This is a genomic window from Roseomonas alba (assembly GCF_019430885.1).
GTDB classification, from domain to species: Bacteria; Pseudomonadota; Alphaproteobacteria; order Acetobacterales; family Acetobacteraceae; genus Neoroseomonas; species Neoroseomonas alba.
In genome coordinates this window covers 177,596-201,573 of sequence record NZ_JAHYBZ010000005.1, presented here as the reverse complement: position 1 = coordinate 201,573, position 23,978 = coordinate 177,596, and the positions used below count along the sequence as shown (strand labels likewise).

Below are 23,978 nucleotides of genomic sequence, written 5' to 3'. Positions count from 1 at the left end.
TGCCGAGGGCGTCACAAATTGTCGCATGATTGACAGTGTTTCCCTGCCCGACCTGGCTAACTCGCTCGCAAGCGGCGGCACTACGGGCCGTCGGCGACGAAGAGGAAACGATGAAGCGCATCCATCTGAACGGCTTCAAGATCGCCGGCGTCGGGCACACCGCCATCGGTCTTTGGCGCCACCCGGACAACCAGGCTTGGCGCTACAAGGATCTCGACTACTGGATTGAAACGGCGAAGACTCTCGAACGCGGCCGGTTCGACAGCCTGTTCCTGGCCGATTTCTCCGGTCTTGCGGATATCTACGGCGGCAACGCCGATGTCGCGTTCCGCGAGGCGATCCACGTACCCATCAACGATCCGCTGATGGCCGTGTCGGCCATGGCAACGGTGACGCAGCATCTTGGCTTTGGCGTCACCGTACCGACCACCTATGAACAGCCCTACAGCTTCGCCCGCCGCATGACGACGCTCGATCATCTCACCAAGGGGCGAATCGGCTGGAACATCGTCACATCGGCGGTGGGAAGCGCGGCCCGGAACCTCGGCCACCACCGACAGGTGCCGCATGACGAGCGCTACGCCATGGCGCATGAGTTCATGGAGGTGGTGTACAAGCTGTGGGAAGGCAGTTGGGCGGACGATGCGGTCATCAATGACCGGCGCGGTGGCGTCTTCGCCGATCCCGCGCGCATCCGTCCCATCGCGCATCATGGCCGCTACTACGATGTCCCGGATGCCTTTCTCTGCGAACCATCCATCCAGCGCACGCCGGTGCTGTTCCAGGCCGGGGCCTCGGAAAAGGGCAAGGAATTCGGCGCCCGCCATGCCGAAGCGGTCTTTCTGGTCAACCCGAATGTCGCGGGACTGGCCCGCACCGTGCGCGAGTTGCGGGCTATGGCTGCGCAGGAAGGGCGCGATCCGGCGGGCGTGAGAATTATGGCGGGGCTGTCCGTCATCGTCGCGCCGACGGAGGCGGAAGCCCGTCGCAAGTACGACGAGCAGATTGGCTACATCAATCTGGAGGGCACGCTGGCGAGGCAATCGGCGCTGATGCAGATGGACTTCTCACGTATCGATATCGACCGGCCGCTCGAATATATCGAGACGGACGGCATCCGCTCCTACCTCGAGCGCTTCACCAAGGGCGACCCGACCCGTAGCTGGACACCCCGCCAGATCGCCGAAATGATGGCGAAGTCGGTCGGCGGCGTCACGCTGGTCGGCACGCCGGATATGGTCGCCGATCGCATGGAGGCGCTTGTCGAGGAAGCCAATATCGACGGCTTCAATATCAACGACCACATGCCGCTGCGGGCCTTCCCGGACTTCGTGGACATGGTGGTGCCCGAACTGCAGCGCCGTGGGCGAGTCTGGCAGGAGTATGCCGGCACCACGCTGCGCGAAAGCGTCAGCGGCACCACCTCGCCGCGTCTCGCCGCCGATCATGTCGGTGCGCGCTACCGCCGGCTGGCGCGCAAAGCCGGGCAGCCAATGATCGCGGGGACCGTCTGACCCATGCGCGCCTATCGCTTCGAGACATTGGGTGGATTGGATGGGCTGCGGCCGTGCACGATGGACGTACCGCGGCCACAACGCGGCGAAGTGCTGGTGCGCGTCAAGACGGTTGCGCTGAACTACCGGGACATTTCGATCCTCGGTCCGCGCTACCCGCATCCCGTGCTGGCCGGGCTGGTGCCCGCAAGCGACGCCATGGGTGAGATCGTGGAGGTCGGCGAATCCGTTCGGGCCTTCAGGCCCGGCGATCGTGTGATCGGCTGCTTCCATCCCCGCTGGTTCGGCGGCCGCATGCCCTCCACTGCGGGCACCGACAGCTATGGAAGCCAGCAGGACGGATGGCTGATGGAACTGAAGGCAGTCAGCCAGGAGACCGTGGTTCGAATCCCCGACAGCCTCACGGATGAGGAGGCGGCGACCCTGCCCTGCGCCGGCCTCACCGCCTGGAGCGCACTAGGCGGAGCCTCACCCATTCGTGCCGGCAGCCAGGTACTGACGCTGGGCAGCGGCGGCGTATCGGTCTTCGCTCTCCAACTCGCGAAAGCCGTCGGGGCGCGGGTCATCTCCACCACGTCGAGCGCGGCAAAGGCCGAGCGCCTGCGTGCCCTGGGCGCCGATGTCGTCATTGACTACACGACAACACCCGAATGGGGCGACGTCGTTCGAGACCTCTCCGGTAGCCGCGGCGTCGATCGCGTGGTCGAGGTCGGCGGTCCTGGCACGCTCGCACAATCGCTGCGGGCTTGCGCCATCGGTGGGGAGATCGCGCTGGTCGGATTCCTGACGGAGCAGGATCCGGGTTTTGGCTATTTCCAGATCAAGCAGAGCGGCGCAATGCTGCGTCCGATCACCGTCGGCGACCGCCCCGGGCTGGAGGAGTTGATCCGCGTCGTGGCGACGACCGGTCTGCGCCCCGTCATCGACCGCGTCTTCGCCTTCGAGGAAGCCGCCGCCGCCTTCGCTCATCTCGAAGCTGCGCGACACGTTGGCAAGGTCGTGATCCGGGTGGCCACGGCATGATCCCGGTCTGCAAAGCCGCCGATCGTGCCACGCAACCGCCAAGCTGGCCGCTGTGTCCGGGTGGTCTCGACAGCCATGCCCACGTATTCGGCCCCGTTGCACGCTTCGCCTATGCCGCGAACCGCCGCTACACGCCTCCCGAACAGACCGTGGAGGACTACCTTCACCTGCTCGACGCGCTCGGCCTGCGCTACGGCGTGCTGGTGCAGCCCAGCGTCTATGCCGAGGACAATGCCTGCCTTGTCGACGCGTTGAAGCAAGCCAGGGGCAGGCTGCTCGGCGTGGTGGACATCGATGTGCTCCGGGCGGATGCAGACACACTGGCTTCGATGACGCTGGACGGGGTTTGCGGCCTGCGCCTCTGGTGGGGTGAGAGCAGCAACGCCGAGCATCTGCGCCAGGTCGGTGAAAAGGTCCGCGATCTTGGGTGGCACCTCGACATCATCGTGGCGCAGGCAGCGCTGCTGCCATGCCTGGCGCCTCTGCTGCGGAACTTGGCGCTGCCCACGGTCATCGAGGCCATGGGCTGCCCGGTGGAGGCCGAATCACCGGACAGCCCCGGCTTCCGCGCGCTGCTCGACCTGCTGCGGGACGGCGCCGCCATGGTGAAGCTCTCGCATCCCTACAGGATCGACCGCACCGGCCTACCCTACGATGCGGCGGCGCCCTTTGCCGCGGCCATCATCGCGGCCGCTCCTGAGCGCTGCGTCTGGGGTTCGGATTGGCCGCACCCGAACATCCGTGGCCCGATGCCTGAGGACGGCGCGCTGCTCGAGCTGCTGCCGCACTGGGCCGGCGGGCGCATTGACCTCGCGCAGCGCATCCTCAGCGACAATGCCTATGCCTTTTATGGTCGCTGGCTGCGTGCAGACCCGACAGGAAGGATTTGACATGCCGATCGTCGTCGTCTCCTCGCCGATCCATCCGGTCGGTATCGAATTGTTGCGCCGACATTGCGAGGTGCGGGAGGTGCATGACGGTATTGTCAGCCCCACCGCGATGCGGGATGCGCTGCGCGATGCCGATGGCGTCATCGTCAGATCGCTGGAGGTCACGGCCGAGCTGCTTGCGCAGTGTCCGCGGCTGAAGATCGTGGCCAAGCACGGGGCGGGCGTGGACAGCATCGATGTGCGGGCCGCGACGGAGCGCGGCATCCTCGTCGCCAATAGCGGCAATGCCAATGCGCTCGGGGTCGCGGAGGGCGCGGTCGCCCTGATGCTTGCTGTGCTGCGTCGGGTGCCGGAAGTGCACGCGATCGTCGCCGGCGGCGGCTTCGCTGCCAAACGCCCAACGCTCATCTTCGACGCTTTGTGGGAGGCGACCGTCGGTGTGATTGGTTTCGGAAATGTCGGTCAGTCCGTGGCGAAGATGTGCGGGAAGGGGTTCGATGCCACCGTGTTGGCCTATGATCCGGCTGTCCCGGCCGAGACGATGCACGCGCATGGTGCGGAGAAGATGGATGACCTGGCGGCCCTGCTCGGCCGGGCCGACATCGTCACGCTGCATCTGCCGCTGATGCCGGCCACGCGCCACCTGATCGGGCCGATCGCACTCGCGGCGATGAAGCCGGGCGCGATCCTCGTGAACACGTCGCGGGGCGGCGTGGTGGATGAGGCAGCCCTTATCCACGCGCTCTGCGACGGCACGATCCGCGCCGCAGGTATTGACGTCTTCGAGCAGGAACCCCCAGCAGCCGACAACCCCCTCTTCTCTCTGCCCAACGTCGTTCTCTCGCCGCACGTCGCCGGCGCGACCTGGGCCGCCCGAAGGCGTGCTGCGACACGCGCCGTCGAGGCGGTGTTGGCCGTACTGTCGGGCCGGCGCCCGGAATACGTGATCAACCCCGATGTCCTCGCCCAGGCCCGTGCGGAGGTCGCATGATGGATGCCGTGACCCCAGCCGATCTCTCAGGCCGCTACGCGCAAGTGCCAGTGGGCGTGCTGAGCGATGTGCTCGCCAAGGCGGGTGCGCCGTACCAGGTCCTCAGCCGCGAGATGCGGGCCTTTGCCGAACTGCCGCCCTTCGCCGGCCCAGCCTTCTGCGTCCGTGCCCGCCGCGCGATGGGCGGTGCTCCGCCGGTGAAGGATCTGCGATTTGACCTCTATCGTCAGTTTAGACGCGAAGCGGTGCTGATCATGGCGACGGGGGGGTATGGCCTTTCTGCCGTGTTGGGGGAGAACGTGGCGGCGTCGCTGCGCCAGAGCGGATGCGTCGGCATAGTGACCGATGGTGGCTACCGTGACCGAGATGGCATCGCCGCACTCGGCATGCCGATGCGTGCCTGCTACCTGACCCCGATGAGCAGTGGCGGCCAGATGGCAATCGCGGAGCTGGATGTCACGGTGACGCTGCCGGGCGAAGCCTATGGTACAGTCGAGATCAGTCCAGGCGACATGGTCGTGGGTGATGCGGATGGCGTTATCGTCGTGCCGCAGCGTGGCCTGACCACAATCCTAGAAGACGCCGAACGATTGATCGTCATCGAGGCGCGGACACGCAGTATGATCGAATCAGGCGAGGATTCTGAGGTTGCCTACAAGGCCAATGAGCGCTTCGGCCATATCCGACGGATCTGAGCGTCGCTTCACACGGGATTGGTGCGACGCTCGAGACCTCGGCCGTCACGGATGACGATTGCCGCGTAGCGGATGGCGATTAGATCATCCGACTGGAAATCCCGCAGAACCTTGTTGACGCTCTGTCGCGAAGCTCCGGCGATCGCCGCCAGGGCCGCTTGCGACAGGTTGGCAACCCGCTCGCCTTCCTCCGTATCACGCGCGTAGCGCAGGATGCAGCGCGCCACTCGGCTCTCCAACCCTTCGAGCTTTGCGCTATTGACTCGTTCGATGAGGCCACGAATGTCGCCTGCGAGCAGGAGCATCAGCGCCTCGTCGAAAGCGCGATGGTCGCGCCGCAGGGTATCGAAGCCACGTTGGTTCAGTACTTGTACCTCCGTGGCCCCGACAGCTTCCGCGCGTTGCGCGCGCGGCTTCCGGTCGAGAAGGCTCAACATCCCGAAGCAGTCGCCTGGACGATAAAGCGTATGGAACAGCTCGCGGCCGTCGTCGAGCAGATGGGTCAGGCGGACCTCGCCGCTGACGACACGAAACATCTCGGCGTCATCATCACCCTTGTCGTAGATGCCCTGGCCCGAAGCGTAGTGCCTCTGGAATACTGATTGCTCAAAGCTGTGACGGGCATCCGGAGGCAGAAAGCCGATCAGATCGAATCGATCCGATCGCGGCTGTGTCCGCTTCCTTAGCCGTTGTCCTGTTCCGACCATGCCTGCCCACGCTCCGCTTGCGCCGGATGCTCCATCCTCGACGATCAACACATTAGACACAATGAGGAGCAATCTCGGGTGCGGGTGGTCCATGTTGTAGTCGCGCCTCGATGATCCGGCGTACGGCCGGTAGGCTGCCGAACAGGTGCTCGTTGAGCATTCTTCGCGGAACTGGTGGTTGTAGCGTTCGATAAGCGCGTTCTGCCGCGGCTTGCCCGGCACGATGATGAAGTTGACCCTCTTTCGTGGACACCCCGAGGCTTGAGACGGAGGTGTCTGAGATGCCCAGCTTCAGAGTGCCCTACCCGCCTGAGTTCCGGCGGCGGATGGTGGACTGGTTCGGTCGGGACGAACGTCGCAGGACCTTGCGCGTGAGTTCGAACCGAACGCGCAGTCGATCGCGCATGGGGTTCACCAGGCGGATCGAGACGCCGGAGCGAGCGAAGGCGGCGGGACGACCAGCGCCAGGAGCGCGACATTTTGGCAAAGGCGGCGGCCTGGTTCGCGCGGGACAAGACACCGTCCGGGTCTTCGAGTTCATGAGCGCGCACCAGGCCGAATTCCCCATCCGCGCCATGGCCCGCGTGCTGCGGGTCTCGGCCTCCGGCTACTACGCCTGGTGCAGCCGGCCGGCCTCGGCGCACGCCCAGGCGGATGCGGCCCTGCTGCGCCGGATCCGAACGATCCATGCCGACTCGCACGGGACCTACGGCGCGCCGCGGGTGCATGCCGGGTTGCAGGCCGAGGGCACCGCGATCGCCCGCAAGCGCGTGGCGAGGCTGATGCGCCAGGCCGGGCTGCGCGGTGTGGCGCCGCGCCGTTTCCCACCACGACGCGGCGCGAGCCGACGCACAGGCCGACGAACGACCTCGTCGGTCGGGTCTTCACGGCGCCGGCGCCAACCAGCTCTGGGTGGCCGGCATCACCTACGTGCCGACCGCGGCAGGCTCCCTGTTCCTCGCCGTCACCGCGAGAAAGCCGGCCGATGTCGTGCATCACAGCGATCAGGGCAGCCAGTACACGTCGCTGGCCTTCGGAATGCGATGGCTGCGAGGCCGGCGTCCGCCCCAGCACGGGATCGGTCGGCGATGCCTGCGACAACGCGCTGGGCGAGGCGTTCGTCGCCACACTCGAGTGCGAACTGCTCGAACGGCGCCGCTTCCGTTCCCAGGCCAAGGCACGCATGGCCGTATTCCACTTCATCGAGGGCCTCTACAACCCGACCAGGCGCCATTCGTCCCTCGGCTATCTCTCGCCCATCGAATTCGAAGCGAGGACGATGCTCATGAAGGACTGACCGCTACTCCCAATCCGTCCACTGAAGCGGGGCAACTTCAGCCCGCCGCGGACCGCCACGGGCACCACCGGTATTGCTCGACTGATCGGTGCTCATTGGGTGCGTCTTCCTCGACTTGGATTGCAGGCGGAGGCGTCCGCCGATATCTCGGCGCACTGTCACTTGCGGCAGACCAGCCGTCCTGCAGACTGCCCGCCTACGAAGCGGGAACGGCGTGGACGGCCCAGATCGGTACAAAGCCGAGGGTGCCGTAGACGACCGCCAGCATGACGGCGAGCGTCAGCGCGCAGCTCAGCATCATCAGACCAAACTGGTGCTCCGACACATAGCCAGTGAGGCCTGCGGGGCTCGGGCGCTTCGGATTCGTTTGCATCGTGGCCTCCTTGGCCGCGCACATCCGGCATGCTGCGGCATTCACCCACCACGGCACTGCTCCTCACCCCGGAGTGCCCTACCGAGCCGGCGCAGCAACTACCCGACCGTGATGCGGTCCAGCACCTCGGTGACGCCCGGAGCCGCCCAGGCGATGCGCTCGGCCAGGTCGCGCTCGCGCCAACTATGCACGCGGCCAGTCAGGACAACCTTGCCGTCAACCGCACTGATGACGACCTCCGCCGCCCCGAGCCCGGTCTGGCGAACGAAAAGCGCCTCGATCCGGCCGGCAACATCACCGCCCTCCGCGTCTCCGCCGTAAGCTTCGGCGATGCCCTGAGCGGCCTCGGTGGTGCGTCCATGCGACTGGATGACCACCAGATTGGTGACCCCCGACACGCCCTCGATGCCGGCAACGAGCTGCTCGGCGGCTGAGCGCTCCGCCTCGGTCGCGACCGAGCCACTGAGCGTGACTCGGCCGCGTGCGATCCTCAGCGCGATTCGCTCGCGCCGCAGTGGTGCAGCCGAGAACAAAGCTCGCAGAGCCCGCTCGGCGATCGCTTCGTCCGATCCGTCCGCCTCGGACGCGAGGAGGATCTCGATCCGTGGCGGGACGACACCCACCTTCATTTGCTCGCTGTCGGGCTCGACATGGACCGCGATCATGCGCGCAGCCCTGTCATGGTCGCTTGCGTCCACTGGCGCAGCCTTCACTTTGCATAGGTGCGGTGTCTCGTCTTCCAACCTGATCCGGTCCTCGTCCATGACAGCCTCTCGCGCTGAACAGCGTTCCCTGGGGCTAGGGCTTCTTCGCGCGCGCTGGCGGGCTCTGCGCTCGCGCAGCTTCGAAGGGAGACGCTGCCGCGATCACCTTCACCCTGGGTAGCTTTGGCTTCTTCGCCTCCCGGCTAGTCCGCTTCTGACCCTTACCCATTCTTCTCTCCTATGTGTGCGATGCGTACGGTCGCACCGATCGCTTCAAAGTCCGCGGCACAAGGCCGGCGCCGATGCCGCGTCCGTCGTTCAGTGGGGAAGCTTCACCGCACGTCCTTCGCGCAGCACCCAACGGACCGCGCGACGGGCGGATGCGAGCGCGACCAGCGCGACGCACGACACGAAGGCGATGCCGAACATGCTGGTGTGGGCCGGCGGGCGTCTGGCGGCGCGGTGGCTCACCCTCTCGCTGCGCTCCGCAGCCCACCGGACCGGATCGCGAGCCTTGGCGGGATGCTCGGGCATCCCCTCGTCCTCGCTCCGCTCCTCGGCGAAGCGGTCGGCGATCTCGTTGTCGCGCCTGGTGTTCATGATGGCTGTCTTTCAGGCGGCGCGTTCGGCCGCCTCGATCGCTGCCCGGCGCCTGCTCGCGATAGATGGCCATCTGAGCCGCCACCGGTGCGCGTATACCGAAGATGGTGATCCGGACCCGTGAATGACAGTATGCGGGGATGCACCATTCCGTGCCCTCCGCGGTCTCTTCGGACGACCAATGTGAGAGAGAGGGCAGTGGGTGACGACATCAAGGAAGCGTCCTTGCTGCCGCTTTCCGTCGCCGCCGGTCCCTGTCGGCACCAGCGGAGGCAGCCCTCGGCGAGTATTGCCGGGTAGGTGCTGCGAGATGACCTTGTTGCACGCTGGCCTCGTGGCCCTAGCGGTTCCGCAAACCGGCGTCTGAGCGGCCGTTCCGGCCGGTGCGTGGCTCATCGATGGAAAGGCGGCCGTGCAGATCTTCGACCGCAGCGGCCTGTTCTGCGGCTGCATCCTCTGGCTGCTGACGCCGCGCGATCCCCAGGGTCGGCTCAAACGACCCCGACCCTGCGCTGCGGCAGCGCCGGCTGTGCGGCCCGACGATCCTCTGGGCTTACGTCCTGCCGGACCCGGCCGCGGGGGAGGCGGCTGGTTCTACAGCCCGGACGATGGGAAGACGTATGGGGTCTCGGAGGAACTCTGATCCGTCGACTTTATCGCGGCGCGCGTCGATGCCGGAGTCCCGCTCCTCGGCGCAACCAAGACCCTGGTCCGGGTAGCTCACGGCACGTCGGACGGATGGTACTGAGCACAGGCGGCGCCACCGGATCGGCACTGGTCTTGCCGTTCGGTCACCCGATTGGCGTGGCAATGCCATCTCCTCTCCTCTCACAACGGTGACCGGCCGCTGTCCATCGCCATCAGGACCGGCCCAATCGGCTCCTCGCCCGCGCTTGCCGTCGGTGTTGCCTACGGCGACAAGGGATTCGGTGCCGCCGGGCGTCAGCCAGGCCAATAGCGTCAAGCCGCCCACCGCTGCGACGACCGAGGCCGCCAGGATGCCGAGCTTTGCGGCCTGAAGCAGATCGCCCTGGAATGCGAGTTCGGCGATGAACAGAGCCATCGTGAAGCCGATGCCGGCGAGCATGCCGCCCCCGGCCAGCGCGCCCCAGCCAAGCGTTACCGGTCGTACCGCCAGACCCGAGCGCACGGCCAGCCAAGCGAAGGTCACGACGCCGATCGGTTTGCCCAGGACGAAGCCCAACACCACGGCCAAGGCAACGGGATCTGCGAGGCCGCCAAGAGAGAGAGGTACGCCGGCATTGGCGAGTGCGAAAATCGGCATGACGCCGAAGGCAACCCACGGATGCAGCGCCATCTCCAGACGCTCCACCGGGGACACTGCTTCCCGCGCCGCCCTGCCCGCCGAACGCAGCAGATTGCGATCCTCGGTATCCCCGCTCCGGTGGTCGCCGGGCGGATGGGCAAGGATCCGCTGCAGGATGGCGCGCAGGCGCCGATCGCTGACCCAGCCCCGCGTTGGTGTCAGCAGGCCGAGCGCCACACCGGCGACAGTAGGGTGGATGCCCGAGGCATCAAGGGAGACCCAGATGAGGCCTCCGGCCAGCAAATAGACCGGGACGCTCCGCACGCCGAGCAGTGCCAGGCCACGCACCGCCGCGATGCCGGCGCTGCCGATCGCGAGTGCCATCCAGCCGAGCTCGCTGCTATAGCCGATCGCGACGACAAGGATGGCGCCGATGTCGTCGACCACGGCGAGCGAGAGCAGGAACACGCGCAGGCTGGGTGGTGCCCTCCGACCCAGGAGGGCCAGGCAGCCGATGACGAAGGCCGTGTCAGTTGCCATCACGGTGCCCCAGCCGTGCTCGCCAGGTTGGCCAAGCTGCAATGCGAGGTAGACGGCCGCCGGCATCAGCATCCCGCCTGCCGCGGCAGCGATGGAGAGCGCGGCAACACGCGGCTTGCGAAGTTCACCGAGGACCAGTTCCCGCTTGAGTTCGAGCGCAACGACGAAGAAGAAGAACGTCATCAGGCCGTCGTTGATCCATCCTCGGAGCGGGCGCTCGAACTCGAACGCCCCGGCACGTATGCCGATCGGCATCTCCCAGAATGCGAGAAAGCCGTGGGCCCAGGCCGAGTTCGAGAGCGCGAAGGCGGTGATGGCGGCAACGAGAAGGGCTGCGCCGCCTGCTGTCTCGATGCGCAGGAACCGGGCGAGCGGCTTCGTGACCCGGTCGATGGCCTCCCTAGGCAGCTGGCCGAGGCCAGAGTCGGGCTTCTGGTCGCGATCCATGCCTGCCGCCTTCGAGGAGCTCCCCCTAAACATGGTGACGACATGTGGTCGCCGCAGCGTCCGGCGCCGCATCTAAATGTGCCAGCGCCGGTGAACAACCGGTGCGTCGACGGAAGACTCGCATTCGGCGCGCCACCTGATGGGTTGTGCCTGCGGTCCGTGCGGCCCATCTGAAGACGATCGTCGGGACTCGGTTCGGGTCGGTCCCCTTGCTGCCAGCGCCCATCGGCCATGGCCAGGAGACGCGAGCGACCCGCGAACAGTTCCACGACTCATTATCCGAAGCGGACCCGCGCGACCCGCGTGCGGTTGCGGCCCGGGCACGAGGAGACGCGATGCCGATTCTCGGTGTCCATCATGTGACGACCTATCGATACCGGCAGCCGGTCGCCTTCGGAAAGCACCGGATGATGTTCCGTCCGCGCGAGGGACATGACCAGAGGCTGATCGAGGCGAAGCTCGAAATCACACCGGAACCGTCGGAGATCCGGTGGCTCCACGACGTGTTCGGCAACAGCGTCGCCATCGCGAGCTTCTCGGGTCGGGCATGCGAGCTGCGCTTCGACAGCAGCGTGCGGCTCGACCACTTCCCGGTCAACGCGCTCGACTACCCCATCGAGCACCAGGCCGAGACCTATCCCTTCTCCTACGACGTCGAGGACATGCCAGACCTGGCCCGCTCCATCGAGCGGCAATACGCAGACCCGGACCATGAGCTCGAACGCTGGGCCCGCCAGTTCCTGAGGCGGGACGGGCCGACCGGAACGCGGGAGCTGCTGGCCGGACTGACCCATGGGGTACGGCAGCGCTTCGCCTACATCGCCCGCTCCGAGAAGGGTGTGCAGGATCCGCAGCTGACGCTGCGCCTCGGAAGTGGCACCTGTCGCGACTTCGCGGTCTTCCTGATCGAGGCACTTCGCGCGCTTGGTCTCGCGGCACGCTTCGTCTCTGGCTACATCTACTCTTCGGAGCAGGGCGGCCGGATTGGCGGCGGAGCGACGCATGCCTGGCTCCGCGTCTATGTTCCAGGTGCCGGCTGGGTCGAGCTCGATCCGACGAACGGTATCATCGGCAACCGCGACCTGATCCGGGTCGCCGTCGCCCGTGACCACCGGCAGATCGTGCCGCTCCATGGGACTTGGACGGGGTTTCCCTCCGACAATCTCGGCATGACGGTCGATGTCAGCGTCACGGCCATCGAACGAGGATCATGACAGGCGTTCAGCCCAGCACGCCACAGGTCATCGCGCATATCGCGCCAGCGCGTTCAGGAGGAGTTGCCCATGCACATCAGCGCCGGCTGCGAGATCATCTACGATTGCCCACAGCCCACGCCCATGCTGCTCATGATTACGCCGCATCCGTCCCGCGCTGCGGATCTCATCGGCCCCCATCAGGTTTCCTTCGACCCGCCGGTCGAGGCCAGGAACTACTACGACAGCTTTGAGAATGTGTGCACGCGCATCGTCGCGCCTCCCGGCCGGCTGGTCATCTCGACGCGCCTGCTCATCGACGATCCGGGCACGCCCGACACCATCGCCCACGCCGCATGGCAACGCCCGGTGGAAGAGCTGCCGGACGAGATGCTGATCTACCTGCTCGGCAGCCGCTACTGCGATACCGATCGGCTGTCGGACATCGCCTGGTCGCTGTTCGGCCAGGGTCCCACCGGGTGGGACAGGGTTCAGGCGATCTGCGACTACGTGCATGAGCGCATCGCCTTTGGCTACGAGCATGCGCGGGCCACGCGGACGGCCTCGGAGGCCTTTGCGGAGCGGCGGGGTGTCTGCCGCGACTATGCGCATCTCGCGGTCACGCTATGCCGCTGCGTGAACATCCCGGCGCGGTACTGCACCGGCTACCTGGGCGATATCGGCATGCCGCCACCCTATGGCCCGATGGACTTCGCGGCCTGGTTCGAGGTATATCTTGACGATCGCTGGCACACCTTCGACGCGCGCAACAACACGCCGCGCATCGGGCGTGTTCTTTTGGCCCGCGGCCGCGATGCCACCGACGTGGCCATCGCGACAACCTTCGGCCCCTGCATGCTGTCGGGATTCAACGTCTTCACGGATGAGGTACCGACCTAGGCCACGACCGCGCAGGCGAGCGCCTCGGCCATGCTATGGCTACCGACTGCCATGACCCCGCGTACGCCAACCTCCGAGGTGCTGGAGGCTTTGCTCACTAACCCGCTCGAGGGCCGGGCCACGCTGGCCTGGATGATGGATCGGCTCGGCGACCGCTCCTTCGGTGTCGTCCTTCTCCTGTTGGCGATCCTCGGCCTGCTTCCCGGCGTATCGCCGGTCGTCGCTGTCCTGCTCCTGGTTCCCGCCGTGCAGATGATCCGCGGCAACCACCGCCCAGTGTTCCCACGCAGTGTCGCAGACCGAGCCTTCGAGACCCGGAAGCTCGAACGGCTGATCCGTCGTGTCGTGCCGGTGCTGCGCTGGCTCGAACGATTCATCCAGCCGCGCTGGGGGACGCCGTTCCAGGCGACGAAGCGCGTTGTAGGCGGCGTCATCATTGTCCTGGCCATTGGCCTTCTGACCCCTGTTCCGCTCAGCAACGTACCGATTGCCTTGATGATCGGGCTGATCGCCTTCGCGTATCTTGAGGAGGACGGGGTCCTGCTTTGTGCTGCATTGGCAGTGACATTCATCATGCTCGCAGCCGCTGCTGTGGTCGCCTGGGAGACTCTCGGCGCGATGGGCCTTGCGCGCAGCATGCTCTGAGTGGTTCGCGCGAACGGGACGCTGTAGCCGAGGTGCGGTCGTCGCACGGAGGTTGCGAAGCATCTGCCGCCTCACCATATGCGAAGTTGTCAAATTCATCCGGCGAGCTCGCCCCTCCCTGCTCTCGATCGAGCCCCGAGCAAGGTGTCCTTCCCCTGAGAAGCTTGATCCGCTCCGCGATGCTGCGAAGCGGCCCCTGCTTGCGAAGGATATCCGCATGCCGATCGGCACCGTGAAGTGGTTCAATGCAGCGAAGGGCTACGGCTTCATCCAGCCCCATGATGGCTCGAAGGACGTCTTCCTTCATGCCTCCGATGTCGAGCGCGCCGGCATCGAAAGCCCCAAGGAGGGGCAGAGGCTGGAGTACGAGATCCAGCAGGGACAGCAAGGGAAGGTATCGGCCGGCAATCTGAAGCTGGCGTAACGGAAGTGCCACGCCGCGTCGATGCGGCTCGCCATCCAGGCCCGCTGATGGCCGGTGCGCGGCCGGGGACCCACGTGCCTTGGTTTGTGATTCCTGTCTCCACGCAGGCACGCTGAGAGCGGTGTCGCCTGCATAGCGGCTGCACCGCGCGGGTCATTCTCCACGAGATCCGCGCGCGTGCGACAGCTCTCGCACGGAAGTGCGCGCACGCGTCGCACGGCGGGTCGTGCCAACCGATGGGCCGCACTCTGGGCAACCCCGAGCGCCGTGCTCCGTCCGTGACACTCGACGTTGTCCCCGGCCAGTTCCCGCTTGCCAGGAAGCTAACGAAACAGCCGAAGCAGGAGTTCCGCCACGATGACGTCCCCCGCGCCACCTCTGCACCGCATCGCATTTCTCGGCAATCATCCTCCGCGGATCTGTGGACTCGCCACATTCACGGGTGACTTGCGCAACGCGGTCGCCGGCGCTGTGCCGGATGCTGAATGCTTCGTGCTGGCGATGACAGATGCTGCCGCCACCTATGACTACCCACCGGAGGTCTGGCTCGAGATTGCCGACGACGATCTGCAGGCGTATGGCCATGCAGCCGAGTTCCTCAACGACGTGAACGCCGACGTCCTATGCGTTCAGCATGAATATGGCATCTTCGGCGATGCCGATGGCGAGCGGGTTCTTGCTCTCCTCAGGCATGCGAGGATGCCGATAGTCGCGACGCTGCACACAGTGTTGGATCATCCAACACCTTCGCAGTTCCGTGTCATGCAGGGACTCATCCGCCACGCCGACCGGCTCGTGGTGATGACCCGAAGGGCTGAGCGAATCCTGGGAGAGGTTCACGGCGTTCCGGCCGAGCGCATCACGGTGATCCCGCACGGCATTCCGGAAACACCCGCCGAGATGCCTCCGGCTGCTCACAAGGTCGAATTCGGTGCTGCCGGACGGACGGTTCTGCTCACCTTCGGCTTACTGTCGCCCGGCAAGGGTATCGAACAGGCAATCCGCGCCATGCCCGCGATCGTCGCAAGCCGGCCCGATGTCCTGTACCTGGTCCTCGGCGCAACCCATCCCAACGTCCTGCGGCGCGACGGCGAAGCCCACCGCAAATCCCTGAAGCGCTTGGCGGCACAGCTCGGGGTTACGGACCATGTGCACTTCCTGGACCGCTTCGTGGATCTGCCGACGCTGACCCGCGCCATCGCCGCGGCGGACATCTACCTCACCCCCTATCTGAACGAGGCGCAGAGCGTTTCGGGCACCCTCGCCTACAGCTTCGGGATGGGCAAGGCAGTGATCTCGACGCCATACTGGCACGCTGCGGAACTGTTGGCTGAGGGCCGCGGCGTCCTGGTTCCATTCGCCGATCCGGCGGCCATCGCGTCGGCTGTCATCGGCCTGCTGAATGACCCGGAACGGCTACGCACCATGCGCGAGGCCGCCTATTCACTTGGCCAGGACATGCGCTGGTCGCGTATCGGAGCCCGGTATCGCGACGTCTTCGATCAGGCGCGCCGGGATGCGCCCCACCGTCGCATGGCTGCACCCCTTTCGACGGAGGCGCTGATGCGCGCTGTCGGGGCCACGGCGCTGCCGCAGCCGCACGCTTGGGTCCTGTCGCCGCACGGCGACGCGGCGCCGCCGGCGAAGCTGACCCATCTCGACCGTCTCTTGGACCCGACGGGAATCGCGCAGCATGCAACACGTGCGATCGTGGACCGCGCACATGGGTACTGTCTCGACGACAATGCCCGCGGGCTGATCCTTGCCACCTCCCTGGAGTCGAATGCCTCGGCGCCGGCTGACCTCTTCGACGTCACGGCCGCCTTCGTGCAACACGCCTGGGACGCCGGCGCGGAGCGATTCCGCAACTTCATGGCCTATGATCGACGCTGGCTGGAGGCCATCGGATCCGATGACAGCCATGGTCGCGCCATCTGGGCTTTGGGCACCACCGCGGCGCGCGCAGAAGACCCGTCACACCGCGCGTGGGCCTATGGCCTGCTTGAACGCGCTGCGCCGCCGGTAATTGCCCTGACCTCCCTGCGCGCCTGGGCCTTTGCATTGCTTGGCGTGGTTGAGGCCCTGGACGCGCGGCCGGAGGATCTGCGCCTGAAGCGGCTGCGCACGCAGCTTGCGGAACGGCTGTACGAGCATCTGCGCGCCAGCCGGCGACCTGGTTGGACATGGTTCGAGGACGTCGTGTCCTACGACAATGCACGTCTGCCGCAGGCCCTCATGGCAGCTGGCCACCAGGCGGGGAAGGCGGCCTGGTTTACGTCCGCGGTCGAGGCACTCGACTGGCTCTGCCGGATCCAGCGTGCCGAGGCCGGGCATTTCCGCCCGGTCGGCTCGGAGGGCTTCTGGCGCCAGGATGCTGACCGCGCCGTCTTCGATCAGCAACCGTTGGAGGCATCCGCGACGGTCGGCGCCTGCGTTACTGCTTGGCGCTGCACCGGCAAGAGCGTCTGGCTGACGGAGGCGCAGCGCGCCTTCGCTTGGTTCCTTGGCGAGAATGACCTCGGGCAGCCGCTGTACGATGCGCAGACCGGCGGGTGCCGCGATGGGTTGCTGTGCGACCGGGTGAACGAGAACCAGGGCGCGGAATCGACACTCGCCTTCCTCATGGCCACGATCGAGCTGCGTGCGGCGCTCTCCGAGGCCGCGCCTCGTCCCGATATCGGCATCGTACAGGCTGCCCAATGAATACCGGCCATGCCGACCTGACGCGGCTGCCGATCCTGCTGGAGCCGGACCCCACCCGGGTTATCCTTCGGCCGTTCCTGTCCGCCCCCGACCCGCAGGATCTGCACCAGGCCGATCTGCTGCGCGCAAGGCGCCTGATCGACCGGGTCCTCGCCATGGATGCGATGGCGGTGGAAGAGGAACTGGAGGCGACGCTGCACGAGTTCGGAGCGCGGCATGCCGACCTCACCTCCATTCTCGCGGAGCGCTACGCACACATCCGCGATCTGCTGGGCCTGGATGAGGATCCGATCCAGGAGCGGCGACTGCTGATTGGCGCCTATTTCAGCCATGAGTACAGCTTTCAATCCGCCGCACTGTTCAATCCTTCGATCGTCGAGCATCCGGATCAGTCAGGCCTCGCGCGCGACGAGTTGCGATTCGCAATGAGTCTCCGCGCGACCGGCGAGGGGCATATCAGCTCGATCTGCTTCCGCTCCGGCATAGTAGGCGGAGCCGGCGAAATACGCGTCGATCCGCCAAGCCATTTTGCCACGACGCCGCGGCGGACCAGCGCCGCGCGGCTCACCGATTCATACGACGTCGCTTTCTCGCCGGGGACGGAGCTGGATGAGCGCGTGATCTTCCCGATCACCCCACCACAGCGCAACGGCATAGAGGACGCACGCTTCGTGCGCTTCGTCGAGGATGACGGTCGCGCCACCTACTTCGCGACCTACACAGCCTATTCCGGACGCGAGATCGCGCCCGAGATGCTCCGGACCGACGATTTCCGACGCTTCTCCTTCGTGCCGCTACGCGGGGAGGCCATCCGCAACAAGGGCATGGCGTTGTTCCCGCGTCGAATAGGTGGGCGCTATGCGATGCTGACGCGCTCGGACGGCGAGACACTGCAACTCGCCATATCAGAGGACTTGCAGGTGTGGAACGGCACGAACGAGATTCTATCCGCGGCGGAGCCGTGGGAGTTCGTGCAGATCGGCAATTGCGGCAGCCCCATCGAACTCCCGGAAGGCTGGCTTGTGCTCACGCATGGCGTCGGGCCGATGCGGCGCTACTGCATCGGCGCTGTCCTGCTGGACCTGCACGACCCGAGCCGCATGATCGGCCGATTGCGCTGCCCGCTGCTGGCAGCTGCCGGGGCGGAGCGGAATGGCTATGTCCCGAACGTCGTCTATTCCTGCGGCGCCATGGTGCACGAAGGAAACCTCATACTGCCATACGCCGCATCGGATACCTCGACGCGCTTTGCGGTCATGCTGGTGGCCAATCTGCTTGCCGCGATGGTCTAGCAGCTCGACCTGCAAGGAGGCACGGGCTAGGACCAGGTCCTGAGTGCAGAAGCGCAACTGCCGAGCCCGGCTCGCCCGCAACCCGTGCCGCCCGACCCGTTGCAGGGACAAACACGGCTGCAGCGGGGGGCAGCGGCTCGCCATCAAGCGTGGCGCCAGCGGCAAGTGCCACTAGGATATGATAGCGGCTTCCGTCCGGCTTGAGCGTGAAGCCTGCGGCAACCTCGCAACGCTCCAGCACAAATCGCTTCGCTCTGGCTAGCGTCCTTCGCGAGACGGCGGTGCCAGGCGCAGGATCGACGACAGCACGAGAAGGGCCTAGGTCGGCGACTGCCAATGCCGCTTCGAGCTGCAACGGACGCAGGCGTCCGTAGTCGTATAGCCGATATGTGATATCCACGGGGTCCTGCACCTCGAGAAGCACCACACCGGCGCCGATCGCATGTACAGTTCCAGCCGGAATCAGGATCGTTTCTCCGAGGCGGACCGCGTGCTGACGCAAAAGCGCGAGCACCGAACCGTCTTCTGCAGCCGCACGCAGAGTGCCACGGGTGACGCGCTGTCGAAGTCCGATCCAGACAGATGCCTCTGGCGCGGTCTCGAGGACATGCCACGCTTCATCCTTGCCTGACGCGAATGTTCCCGCAGCGCGCGCCGCGGCGTCGGTCGGATGCACCTGTACCGAGAGTGGCGCCGCGGTGAATAGAAGCTTGGCGAGCAAGGGCGGTACTGGCTGGCCATGATCACAGCGCTTCATCATGGCACCGAGCGCTTCGCCATTCTCCAGCCGGCAACGCACGTCGGTTAACCATGCTTCGCCGATCGGTTGACTCGCTAACGTACGGGCTGTGTCAATCCATCCGCTTTCGCTGAGGTCGCTGCGCCCCCAAATCCGTTCGATCAGAAGGGGGACGATTCGCGACGGTGCTTGCTTCATCTGCATGGCTCCTCGCCCCTGTTCCGGGGAGCTGATCGGGCGATCCGGCGTCAAGGCGAGCCAGTGGCGCGTAGCATGAGCCCGATTTCAGACAGTAGCACGCGTAGACCGCCGGTTCTCACGATCTGACCGCTACGGCGGCAACGCTGCGCCACGACATCCCTGACGCCGACTAGAAGGACAAGGAGCAGCGGCACGGGACCAAGATTGCGCGATGATTCACGACGCGTCGGGGCCGGGGATGCCGGCGCATGCAATCGGAAACGGTCTGTGCTGCCGACGGCGACAGGCATCATTATCCGAGTTTCAGCATGCGAAGGATGCCGAATGCCAACGCGGCACCTGCGAGCGTCTTGAAGGAAAGCCTACCGATGGAGGTGCCGCCTGTACGCCCCCATCCGTAGAGAAGCAGGAACGGGACACTTCGGATTGTAAGCATCACCTATGCTAGCATCGTTTGCGTTCTTCATCTGAACACAAAGGGGGCATAGGGATCCGGATCCCTATGTGCTCCCCAAGCCTCTCGCGGTAGGGCAGCGGTGAGTCTCCGGCCAGGCGTGACTGAGGGCAGCTGAACGAGCATGGTGATCATCTTTGCCGTCCAGGCTGACAAGCTAGGCTCAGGACCCATTAGATCCTTGATGCGACGCGGCGGGGTGTGATTCTGAAAGGGACGGAGGCGCAGCGATATCCGTCCCATTCCTTCTGCCTGCTGTCCAGATGCGATGGCGCCACCCTTTCTTCCCGCTCTCGCATGGCATCGCGCGGGTGGACGACCGGCGGGTGATCAGCGGCATCATCTACGTCATTCGCCACGGCTGCAGTGGCGCGACGCGCCGCCCAGCTATGGCCCGCACAAGACGCTCTACAGCCGCTTCGTGCGCCGGAGCCGTCTCGGCGTGTTCGACCGCATCTTGATGGCCCTCGTCGCCGAGGCCGGCCCGCCCGAGCGGCTGATGATCGACAGTACCCACGTCAAGGCCCACCGCGCCGCGGCCAGCCTGCTCAAGAAGGGGCTTTTCCCCGCTTTATCGGCCGTACCAAAGGTGGGCTGAATTCCAAGCTCCACGCCGTCAGCGATGGACAAGTTAGGCCCGTCGCCATGCTCCCCCGCGCCCTTGCCCGACTCCCTGACCTTGCGGGAGATGACCCCCTCGATGATGGCCTGCGACCAGATGACGTTGCCCGAGAGCTTGGCCAGGTCGTCGACCAGCGCGCCGGGGACGCCATAGCCGGAAGTTCGGACCTGCAAATCATCGAGGCGGGGGCCGGTGGCCCCGGTAGCTGCTCGGCAATGCTCCATGCTGCGCAGCGTGTCGGCCAGGCCAGGACCGAGTACGCGCAATAGCGCGCTTGCAGATCCGGTCCGCACCACCATCGGGGCCGCGCCGCCCTGTACGACGAAGACGGCGTGGCCCAGTGATCTTGCTTCAGGCTGGCCTTTGCTTTCGGAACGTATCCTTCCGTGCAATGAACCCGTCACGCAGGACGAAAAGATCGACACCGCGTATCTCTGTCACCCGGCCCTCTGCGTCAGTTCCGCGGAAAGTCCATTCGCTGAAGCCGCGATCGCCTGCCACCACGTGCTTCACCTGCTCCCAGCGCGCATCGGGCCAGGTACGCCATGCCCAAGGGAGCGCCTCGCGCAGCGCCTGCCGGCCGATATGACGGGTTCCCCAAGGCTCCGGCCCGCTTGACATGTCGAAGACGCAGTCCTCGGTCACCATGCCAAGCAACGCCTCGATGTCATGGCGATTGAAGGCGTCCGCGAAGGCATTCAGAAGGCTCAGCGACATCAAGCGGCTATCCAGCGCGACAAGGCTGAACGGATGCTCGCATAGACCGTCTCTCCCGTGTCAGTCGGGGCATCCGCAGCGTACCAATGGTCCCTGACGGGAACGCGGACCACGCGCACATCGCCGCCGGCGGCGCGCATGCCCTGTGCGGTCTGCTCCACACCTGTCACGACGTAGCCGAGATCGTTCTCCGCCGCGACCAGAAGCAGCGGCGGATGGTGCCGGTCGGGTGTCAGGTAGGCCCGAACGTCTTCGGGCTGCATGACTCCCGAGAGCGCGACAACCCCCGCACAAGGCACGCGTTCCGCGTAGGCGGCATAGAGCGCGCAGCGTGCGCCTGCTGACCAGCCACCCAGGACGAGGCGCTCCGGATCGATACCGAACTCCTCAGCCCGGGCCCGGATCGCTCGCGCGGCAGCGGCCACGTCGTCCATCGCGGCCTCCATGACACCAGCCATCTCGACCGGCGTGATGGACGGCAGGCCCATGATCTGACGAACCTGATCGATCCGGCCCATGGGGACGCCTTCCGGGTGCGTCAGCAGCGGGGTGGTACCAGGGTCCGGATCGTCCGGTGCAAGGCGATACCGGACCGAGAAGCATGCAATGCCCTCAGCCGCGAAGCACCGGCAGTATTCCGCGATGGCCGTGTTCGGGCCGTAGGCACCCGCGCTGGGGAAGGTGTCGTCTTCTTTGCTGCCGCGGTGGAAGGCGCCGCCGAACGCCAATACGAGGGCCGGTGCCGATGCGTGCCCGCCGCTGTCCGGGAGATAGGCGTCGAAGGTGAGCGTGACCATCCGCATCGGGCCGGCGCCGCCCGCATAGCCAATGGCGGCCTCGGCATAGGGGATGTCGCGTTCCACGCGGATCGTAGCGAGAGTGTCCAAGGGTCTTAGTCCAGTTCGATCCGAGCGGCGCGGGCAACCTCGCCCCAGGCTGTGACGTCGCGACGGAAGCGGGCGGTCCAGGCATTGGCGTCGAGTGCCGGGTCGATGGGGAGTGAACCTCCAGCGACGATGACGTCCCGGATGCGGGGGCGGGCCAGAGCTGCCGTGAACGCCCCATTGAGCCGCGCGACGATGGGTGCGGGTGTAGTGGCAGGTGCGAAGGCCGCGTGCCAGCCAACAGCCTCGAACGGCACGCCCGCTTCGGAGAGAGTCGGCAGATCGGCAAAGGCGGCGGAGCGTTGCGGCCCGGTGATGGCGATCGCGCGAAGGCGACCGGCGTTGACGTGCGGGGACATTGAAACTGCGTCCATGATCGCGACGTCCACAGCGCCGGACAGGATATCCGGCATTGCCTGAGCCCCGCCCCGATAGGGAACATGCGTCATCCGCACACCGGCCGCCTGACCGATGCGCTCACCGACGAGGTGCGGGGGCGTAGCGATGCCGAAGGTTGCATAGGTCATCTCAGACCCTCGCCGCCGCGCAAGGGTCAGCAGGTCGCCAACGCTCCGCAACGGGCTTTCCGGACGCACGACGATCAGAAGCGGCACGACCGCGAGAAGGGCGATGCCCGTGAGGTCCCGCACCGGATCGAAGGGCAGGTTACGCTGCACCGAGGGTGCGATCGCCAACCCGCCGGCGGTCAGCAGCAGCGTGTATCCATCCGGCGCTGCGCGGGCGACCTGCTCCGCGCCGATACTGCCGCCCGCGCCAGCGCGATTGTCCACGACGATAGGCTGCCCGAGGTCGTCGCGCATCACATCGGACAGCAGGCGGGCGACGATGTCTGTTCCACCGCCGGCGGGATAGGGCACGATCACGCGGATGGGACGGTCGGGAAATGTCGGCTGTGCCGACGCCGCGCCCGGCGATGCAGCGACCGCCGAAGCCGCGAGCAGGGCACGTCGGGACAGGCCGAAGCGCGATCCGCGCCATATGCGAGAGGTCATCGGCAACTCCTGGCTTTCCATCAGCATGCCCAATCGCCGGATCGCGTCGCCAATGCCGCGCCCAACGGCAACCCATGCCGGACCGGCATGGAATGGCCTATGCTCGCCCCTCGGCAGGAGGCACCGATGCTGGATGTCCGGGACCTGATTCGCATCGAGGCTGTGGCCGCGCATGGTGGCTTCACGCGCGCGGCGACCGCGCTCGGGATGACGCAGCCGGCGCTGACGCGGAGCATTGCGGCGGCTGAGCGGATGCTGGGCGGCCAGTTGTTCCGGCGCGGCCGCCGCGGCGCGGAGCCGACGTCCCTGTGCCGGATGGTTCTGGCCGATGCCCGCGAGATCATCGGACGCATGCGGGAACTGCATGAACGCCTGGCGCAACTGCGCGGCGGCTCGGGGGAGGAGATCAGCGTGGCGGCCGGGCCGTTCCCGCTCGAGACGATCTGCCTTCCGGCCGTCAGGGCATTCCAGGCTTCTCATCCCCGCATCCGCGTGCGGCTGGAGACCCTGCCCTGGCCTGCAGCGCTGGCCCAGCTTCGCGCGCGCCTGTGCGACCTTGCCGTCGTCACGGCTGATGCGAGCTTCGAAGGCACCGACATGGTCGTCACGCCACTTCCCGCGCAGAGGCTTGCCTTTGTCGTGAGGCGGGATCACCCCTTGGCAGGTGCGGCAGCGGGCCTGTCTCGCATCCTGGCGTATCCCCTTGTCACGACGGCGCACCTCTCGCCCCGGCTCCATGCGGTGCTGACGAAGGCACGAGGCGACGGCGTCCGGGCACGGCGCCCCGACCTTCCCTTTCCAGCCGTGCTGGTGGAGTCCGCTTCAGCGTGGATTGGCCTTCTGGAAGGCACCGACAATGTCGCGCTGACCACGCTGGCGCCGGCAGCCCGCGCCCTGGTGGCGGGCGATGTCGTGCTTCTGGCGGCCGAGGCGCCTTCGCTCACGACGCGGCACGCCCTGGTGCACCTGGCCGCTCGTCCCCCGACTGCGACTGGTGCTGCTTTCATGGCTGCGCTGACAGACGCGAACGCAGACGCAATCGCACTGGCGGATAAGCTCTGGGAGGGACAGGAACCAGCCGCCGGTCTGCGGCAACCAGAGACCGCAATGCGAAAGCGCAAGCATCGGACCTGAAGACCCGAG

Annotated in this window: 21 protein-coding genes and 2 pseudogenes; 14 read left to right on the top strand and 9 right to left on the bottom strand. The window is 66.3% G+C overall.

Annotation, left to right across the window (positions count from 1 at the left end; all coding sequences use genetic code 11):
- The first annotated feature begins 110 nt into the window (after positions 1 to 110).
- The 5 genes from KPL78_RS15570 to KPL78_RS15550 are packed head-to-tail and all read left to right on the top strand — an operon-like array spanning position 111 to position 5,113.
- Positions 111 to 1,514, top strand: coding sequence for an LLM class flavin-dependent oxidoreductase (locus KPL78_RS15570; protein ID WP_219763899.1), 1,404 nt, complete (start codon positions 111 to 113; stop codon positions 1,512 to 1,514).
- A 3-nt stretch (positions 1,515 to 1,517) separates the two neighbouring features.
- Entirely contained in the window at positions 1,518 to 2,537 is a 1,020-nt protein-coding gene (locus KPL78_RS15565) for a zinc-dependent alcohol dehydrogenase family protein (protein ID WP_219763898.1), read from the top strand.
- Complete coding sequence (locus KPL78_RS15560) at positions 2,534 to 3,427, top strand: amidohydrolase family protein (RefSeq protein ID WP_219763897.1); 894 nt, start codon at positions 2,534 to 2,536, stop codon at positions 3,425 to 3,427. The genes KPL78_RS15565 and KPL78_RS15560 overlap by 4 nt, the downstream gene beginning before the upstream one ends.
- A gap of 1 nt (position 3,428) precedes the next feature.
- Positions 3,429 to 4,418 (top strand): hydroxyacid dehydrogenase, encoded by a 990-nt coding sequence (locus tag KPL78_RS15555; protein WP_219763896.1) that lies wholly within the window; start codon positions 3,429 to 3,431, stop codon positions 4,416 to 4,418.
- Positions 4,415 to 5,113 carry an RraA family protein gene (locus KPL78_RS15550; protein WP_219763895.1) on the top strand — a complete coding sequence of 233 codons (699 nt, stop codon included), beginning with the start codon at positions 4,415 to 4,417 and terminating at the stop codon, positions 5,111 to 5,113. The genes KPL78_RS15555 and KPL78_RS15550 overlap by 4 nt, the downstream gene beginning before the upstream one ends.
- Positions 5,114 to 5,121: 8 nt before the next feature.
- Here the strand turns inward: KPL78_RS15550 and KPL78_RS30810 are convergent, their stop codons facing one another.
- Positions 5,122 to 6,042, bottom strand: a complete 921-nt coding sequence (locus tag KPL78_RS30810) for a cyclic nucleotide-binding domain-containing protein (protein WP_219763894.1) — start codon at positions 6,040 to 6,042, stop codon at positions 5,122 to 5,124.
- A gap of 59 nt (positions 6,043 to 6,101) precedes the next feature.
- Here KPL78_RS30810 and KPL78_RS15540 point away from each other — a divergent pair.
- A pseudogene (locus tag KPL78_RS15540) lies at positions 6,102 to 7,117 on the top strand (IS3 family transposase).
- A 196-nt stretch (positions 7,118 to 7,313) separates the two neighbouring features.
- Here the strand turns inward: KPL78_RS15540 and KPL78_RS15535 are convergent.
- The 4 genes from KPL78_RS15535 to nhaA form a co-directional block, all read right to left on the bottom strand.
- A complete protein-coding gene (locus KPL78_RS15535) occupies positions 7,314 to 7,490 on the bottom strand; it encodes a hypothetical protein (protein ID WP_219763893.1) in 177 nt (58 codons plus the stop codon).
- Between the two features lie 98 nt (positions 7,491 to 7,588).
- On the bottom strand, positions 7,589 to 8,254 hold the full coding sequence (locus KPL78_RS15530) for a BON domain-containing protein (protein ID WP_219763892.1): 666 nt from the start codon (positions 8,252 to 8,254) through the stop codon (positions 7,589 to 7,591).
- 258 nt (positions 8,255 to 8,512) lie between these two features.
- Complete coding sequence (locus KPL78_RS15525; RefSeq protein WP_219763891.1) at positions 8,513 to 8,794, bottom strand: hypothetical protein; 282 nt, start codon at positions 8,792 to 8,794, stop codon at positions 8,513 to 8,515.
- A 553-nt stretch (positions 8,795 to 9,347) separates the two neighbouring features.
- Positions 9,348 to 11,048 carry a Na+/H+ antiporter NhaA gene (nhaA, locus tag KPL78_RS15515; protein ID WP_219763889.1) on the bottom strand — a complete coding sequence of 567 codons (1,701 nt, stop codon included), beginning with the start codon at positions 11,046 to 11,048 and terminating at the stop codon, positions 9,348 to 9,350.
- Positions 11,049 to 11,383: 335 nt separating this feature from the next.
- Between nhaA and KPL78_RS15510 the strand changes: the two genes are divergently transcribed.
- The 6 genes from KPL78_RS15510 (at position 11,384) to KPL78_RS15485 (ending at position 18,205) form a co-directional block, all read left to right on the top strand.
- Positions 11,384 to 12,262, top strand: a complete 879-nt coding sequence (locus KPL78_RS15510; RefSeq protein ID WP_219763888.1) for a transglutaminase family protein — start codon at positions 11,384 to 11,386, stop codon at positions 12,260 to 12,262.
- A gap of 69 nt (positions 12,263 to 12,331) precedes the next feature.
- The gene (locus KPL78_RS15505; RefSeq protein ID WP_219763887.1) at positions 12,332 to 13,141 is read left to right on the top strand and encodes a transglutaminase-like domain-containing protein; all 810 of its coding nucleotides are present in this window, start codon (positions 12,332 to 12,334) and stop codon (positions 13,139 to 13,141) included.
- A 51-nt stretch (positions 13,142 to 13,192) separates the two neighbouring features.
- The gene (locus KPL78_RS15500; RefSeq protein WP_255569046.1) at positions 13,193 to 13,786 is read left to right on the top strand and encodes an exopolysaccharide biosynthesis protein; all 594 of its coding nucleotides are present in this window, start codon (positions 13,193 to 13,195) and stop codon (positions 13,784 to 13,786) included.
- A 217-nt stretch (positions 13,787 to 14,003) separates the two neighbouring features.
- A complete protein-coding gene (locus KPL78_RS15495) occupies positions 14,004 to 14,210 on the top strand; it encodes a cold-shock protein (RefSeq protein WP_219763885.1) in 207 nt (68 codons plus the stop codon).
- A gap of 357 nt (positions 14,211 to 14,567) precedes the next feature.
- Entirely contained in the window at positions 14,568 to 16,913 is a 2,346-nt protein-coding gene (locus tag KPL78_RS15490) for a glycosyltransferase family 4 protein (RefSeq protein ID WP_219763884.1), read from the top strand.
- Positions 16,914 to 17,068: 155 nt separating this feature from the next.
- On the top strand, positions 17,069 to 18,205 hold the full coding sequence (locus tag KPL78_RS15485; RefSeq protein ID WP_255569045.1) for a glycoside hydrolase family 130 protein: 1,137 nt from the start codon (positions 17,069 to 17,071) through the stop codon (positions 18,203 to 18,205).
- Here the strand turns inward: KPL78_RS15485 and KPL78_RS15480 are convergent.
- Positions 18,168 to 19,142: a class I mannose-6-phosphate isomerase gene (locus tag KPL78_RS15480; RefSeq protein ID WP_219763882.1), complete on the bottom strand. Its 975-nt coding sequence runs from the start codon at positions 19,140 to 19,142 to the stop codon at positions 18,168 to 18,170. The two genes, KPL78_RS15485 and KPL78_RS15480, sit on opposite strands and share 38 nt — an antisense overlap.
- A gap of 687 nt (positions 19,143 to 19,829) precedes the next feature.
- Between KPL78_RS15480 and KPL78_RS30235 the strand changes: the two are divergent.
- A pseudogene (locus tag KPL78_RS30235) lies at positions 19,830 to 20,241 on the top strand (IS5 family transposase); the annotation flags it as partial.
- A 331-nt stretch (positions 20,242 to 20,572) separates the two neighbouring features.
- On the opposite strand, the gene KPL78_RS15470 reads toward KPL78_RS30235, so the two are convergent.
- Genes KPL78_RS15470 through KPL78_RS15460 form a run of 3 tightly spaced genes read right to left on the bottom strand, consistent with a single transcriptional unit; the run spans position 20,573 to position 22,835 of the window.
- Positions 20,573 to 20,938 (bottom strand): nuclear transport factor 2 family protein, encoded by a 366-nt coding sequence (locus KPL78_RS15470; RefSeq protein ID WP_255569102.1) that lies wholly within the window; start codon positions 20,936 to 20,938, stop codon positions 20,573 to 20,575.
- A complete protein-coding gene (locus tag KPL78_RS30805) occupies positions 20,938 to 21,801 on the bottom strand; it encodes an alpha/beta hydrolase (protein ID WP_219763880.1) in 864 nt (287 codons plus the stop codon). Before KPL78_RS30805 ends, KPL78_RS15470 begins: the two co-directional genes overlap by 1 nt.
- 29 nt (positions 21,802 to 21,830) lie before the next feature.
- A complete protein-coding gene (locus KPL78_RS15460) occupies positions 21,831 to 22,835 on the bottom strand; it encodes a tripartite tricarboxylate transporter substrate binding protein (protein WP_219763879.1) in 1,005 nt (334 codons plus the stop codon).
- A gap of 126 nt (positions 22,836 to 22,961) precedes the next feature.
- On the opposite strand from KPL78_RS15460, the gene KPL78_RS15455 reads away from it, so the two are divergent.
- Positions 22,962 to 23,969: a LysR family transcriptional regulator gene (locus tag KPL78_RS15455; protein ID WP_219763878.1), complete on the top strand. Its 1,008-nt coding sequence runs from the start codon at positions 22,962 to 22,964 to the stop codon at positions 23,967 to 23,969.
- Positions 23,970 to 23,978: the final 9 nt, after the last annotated feature.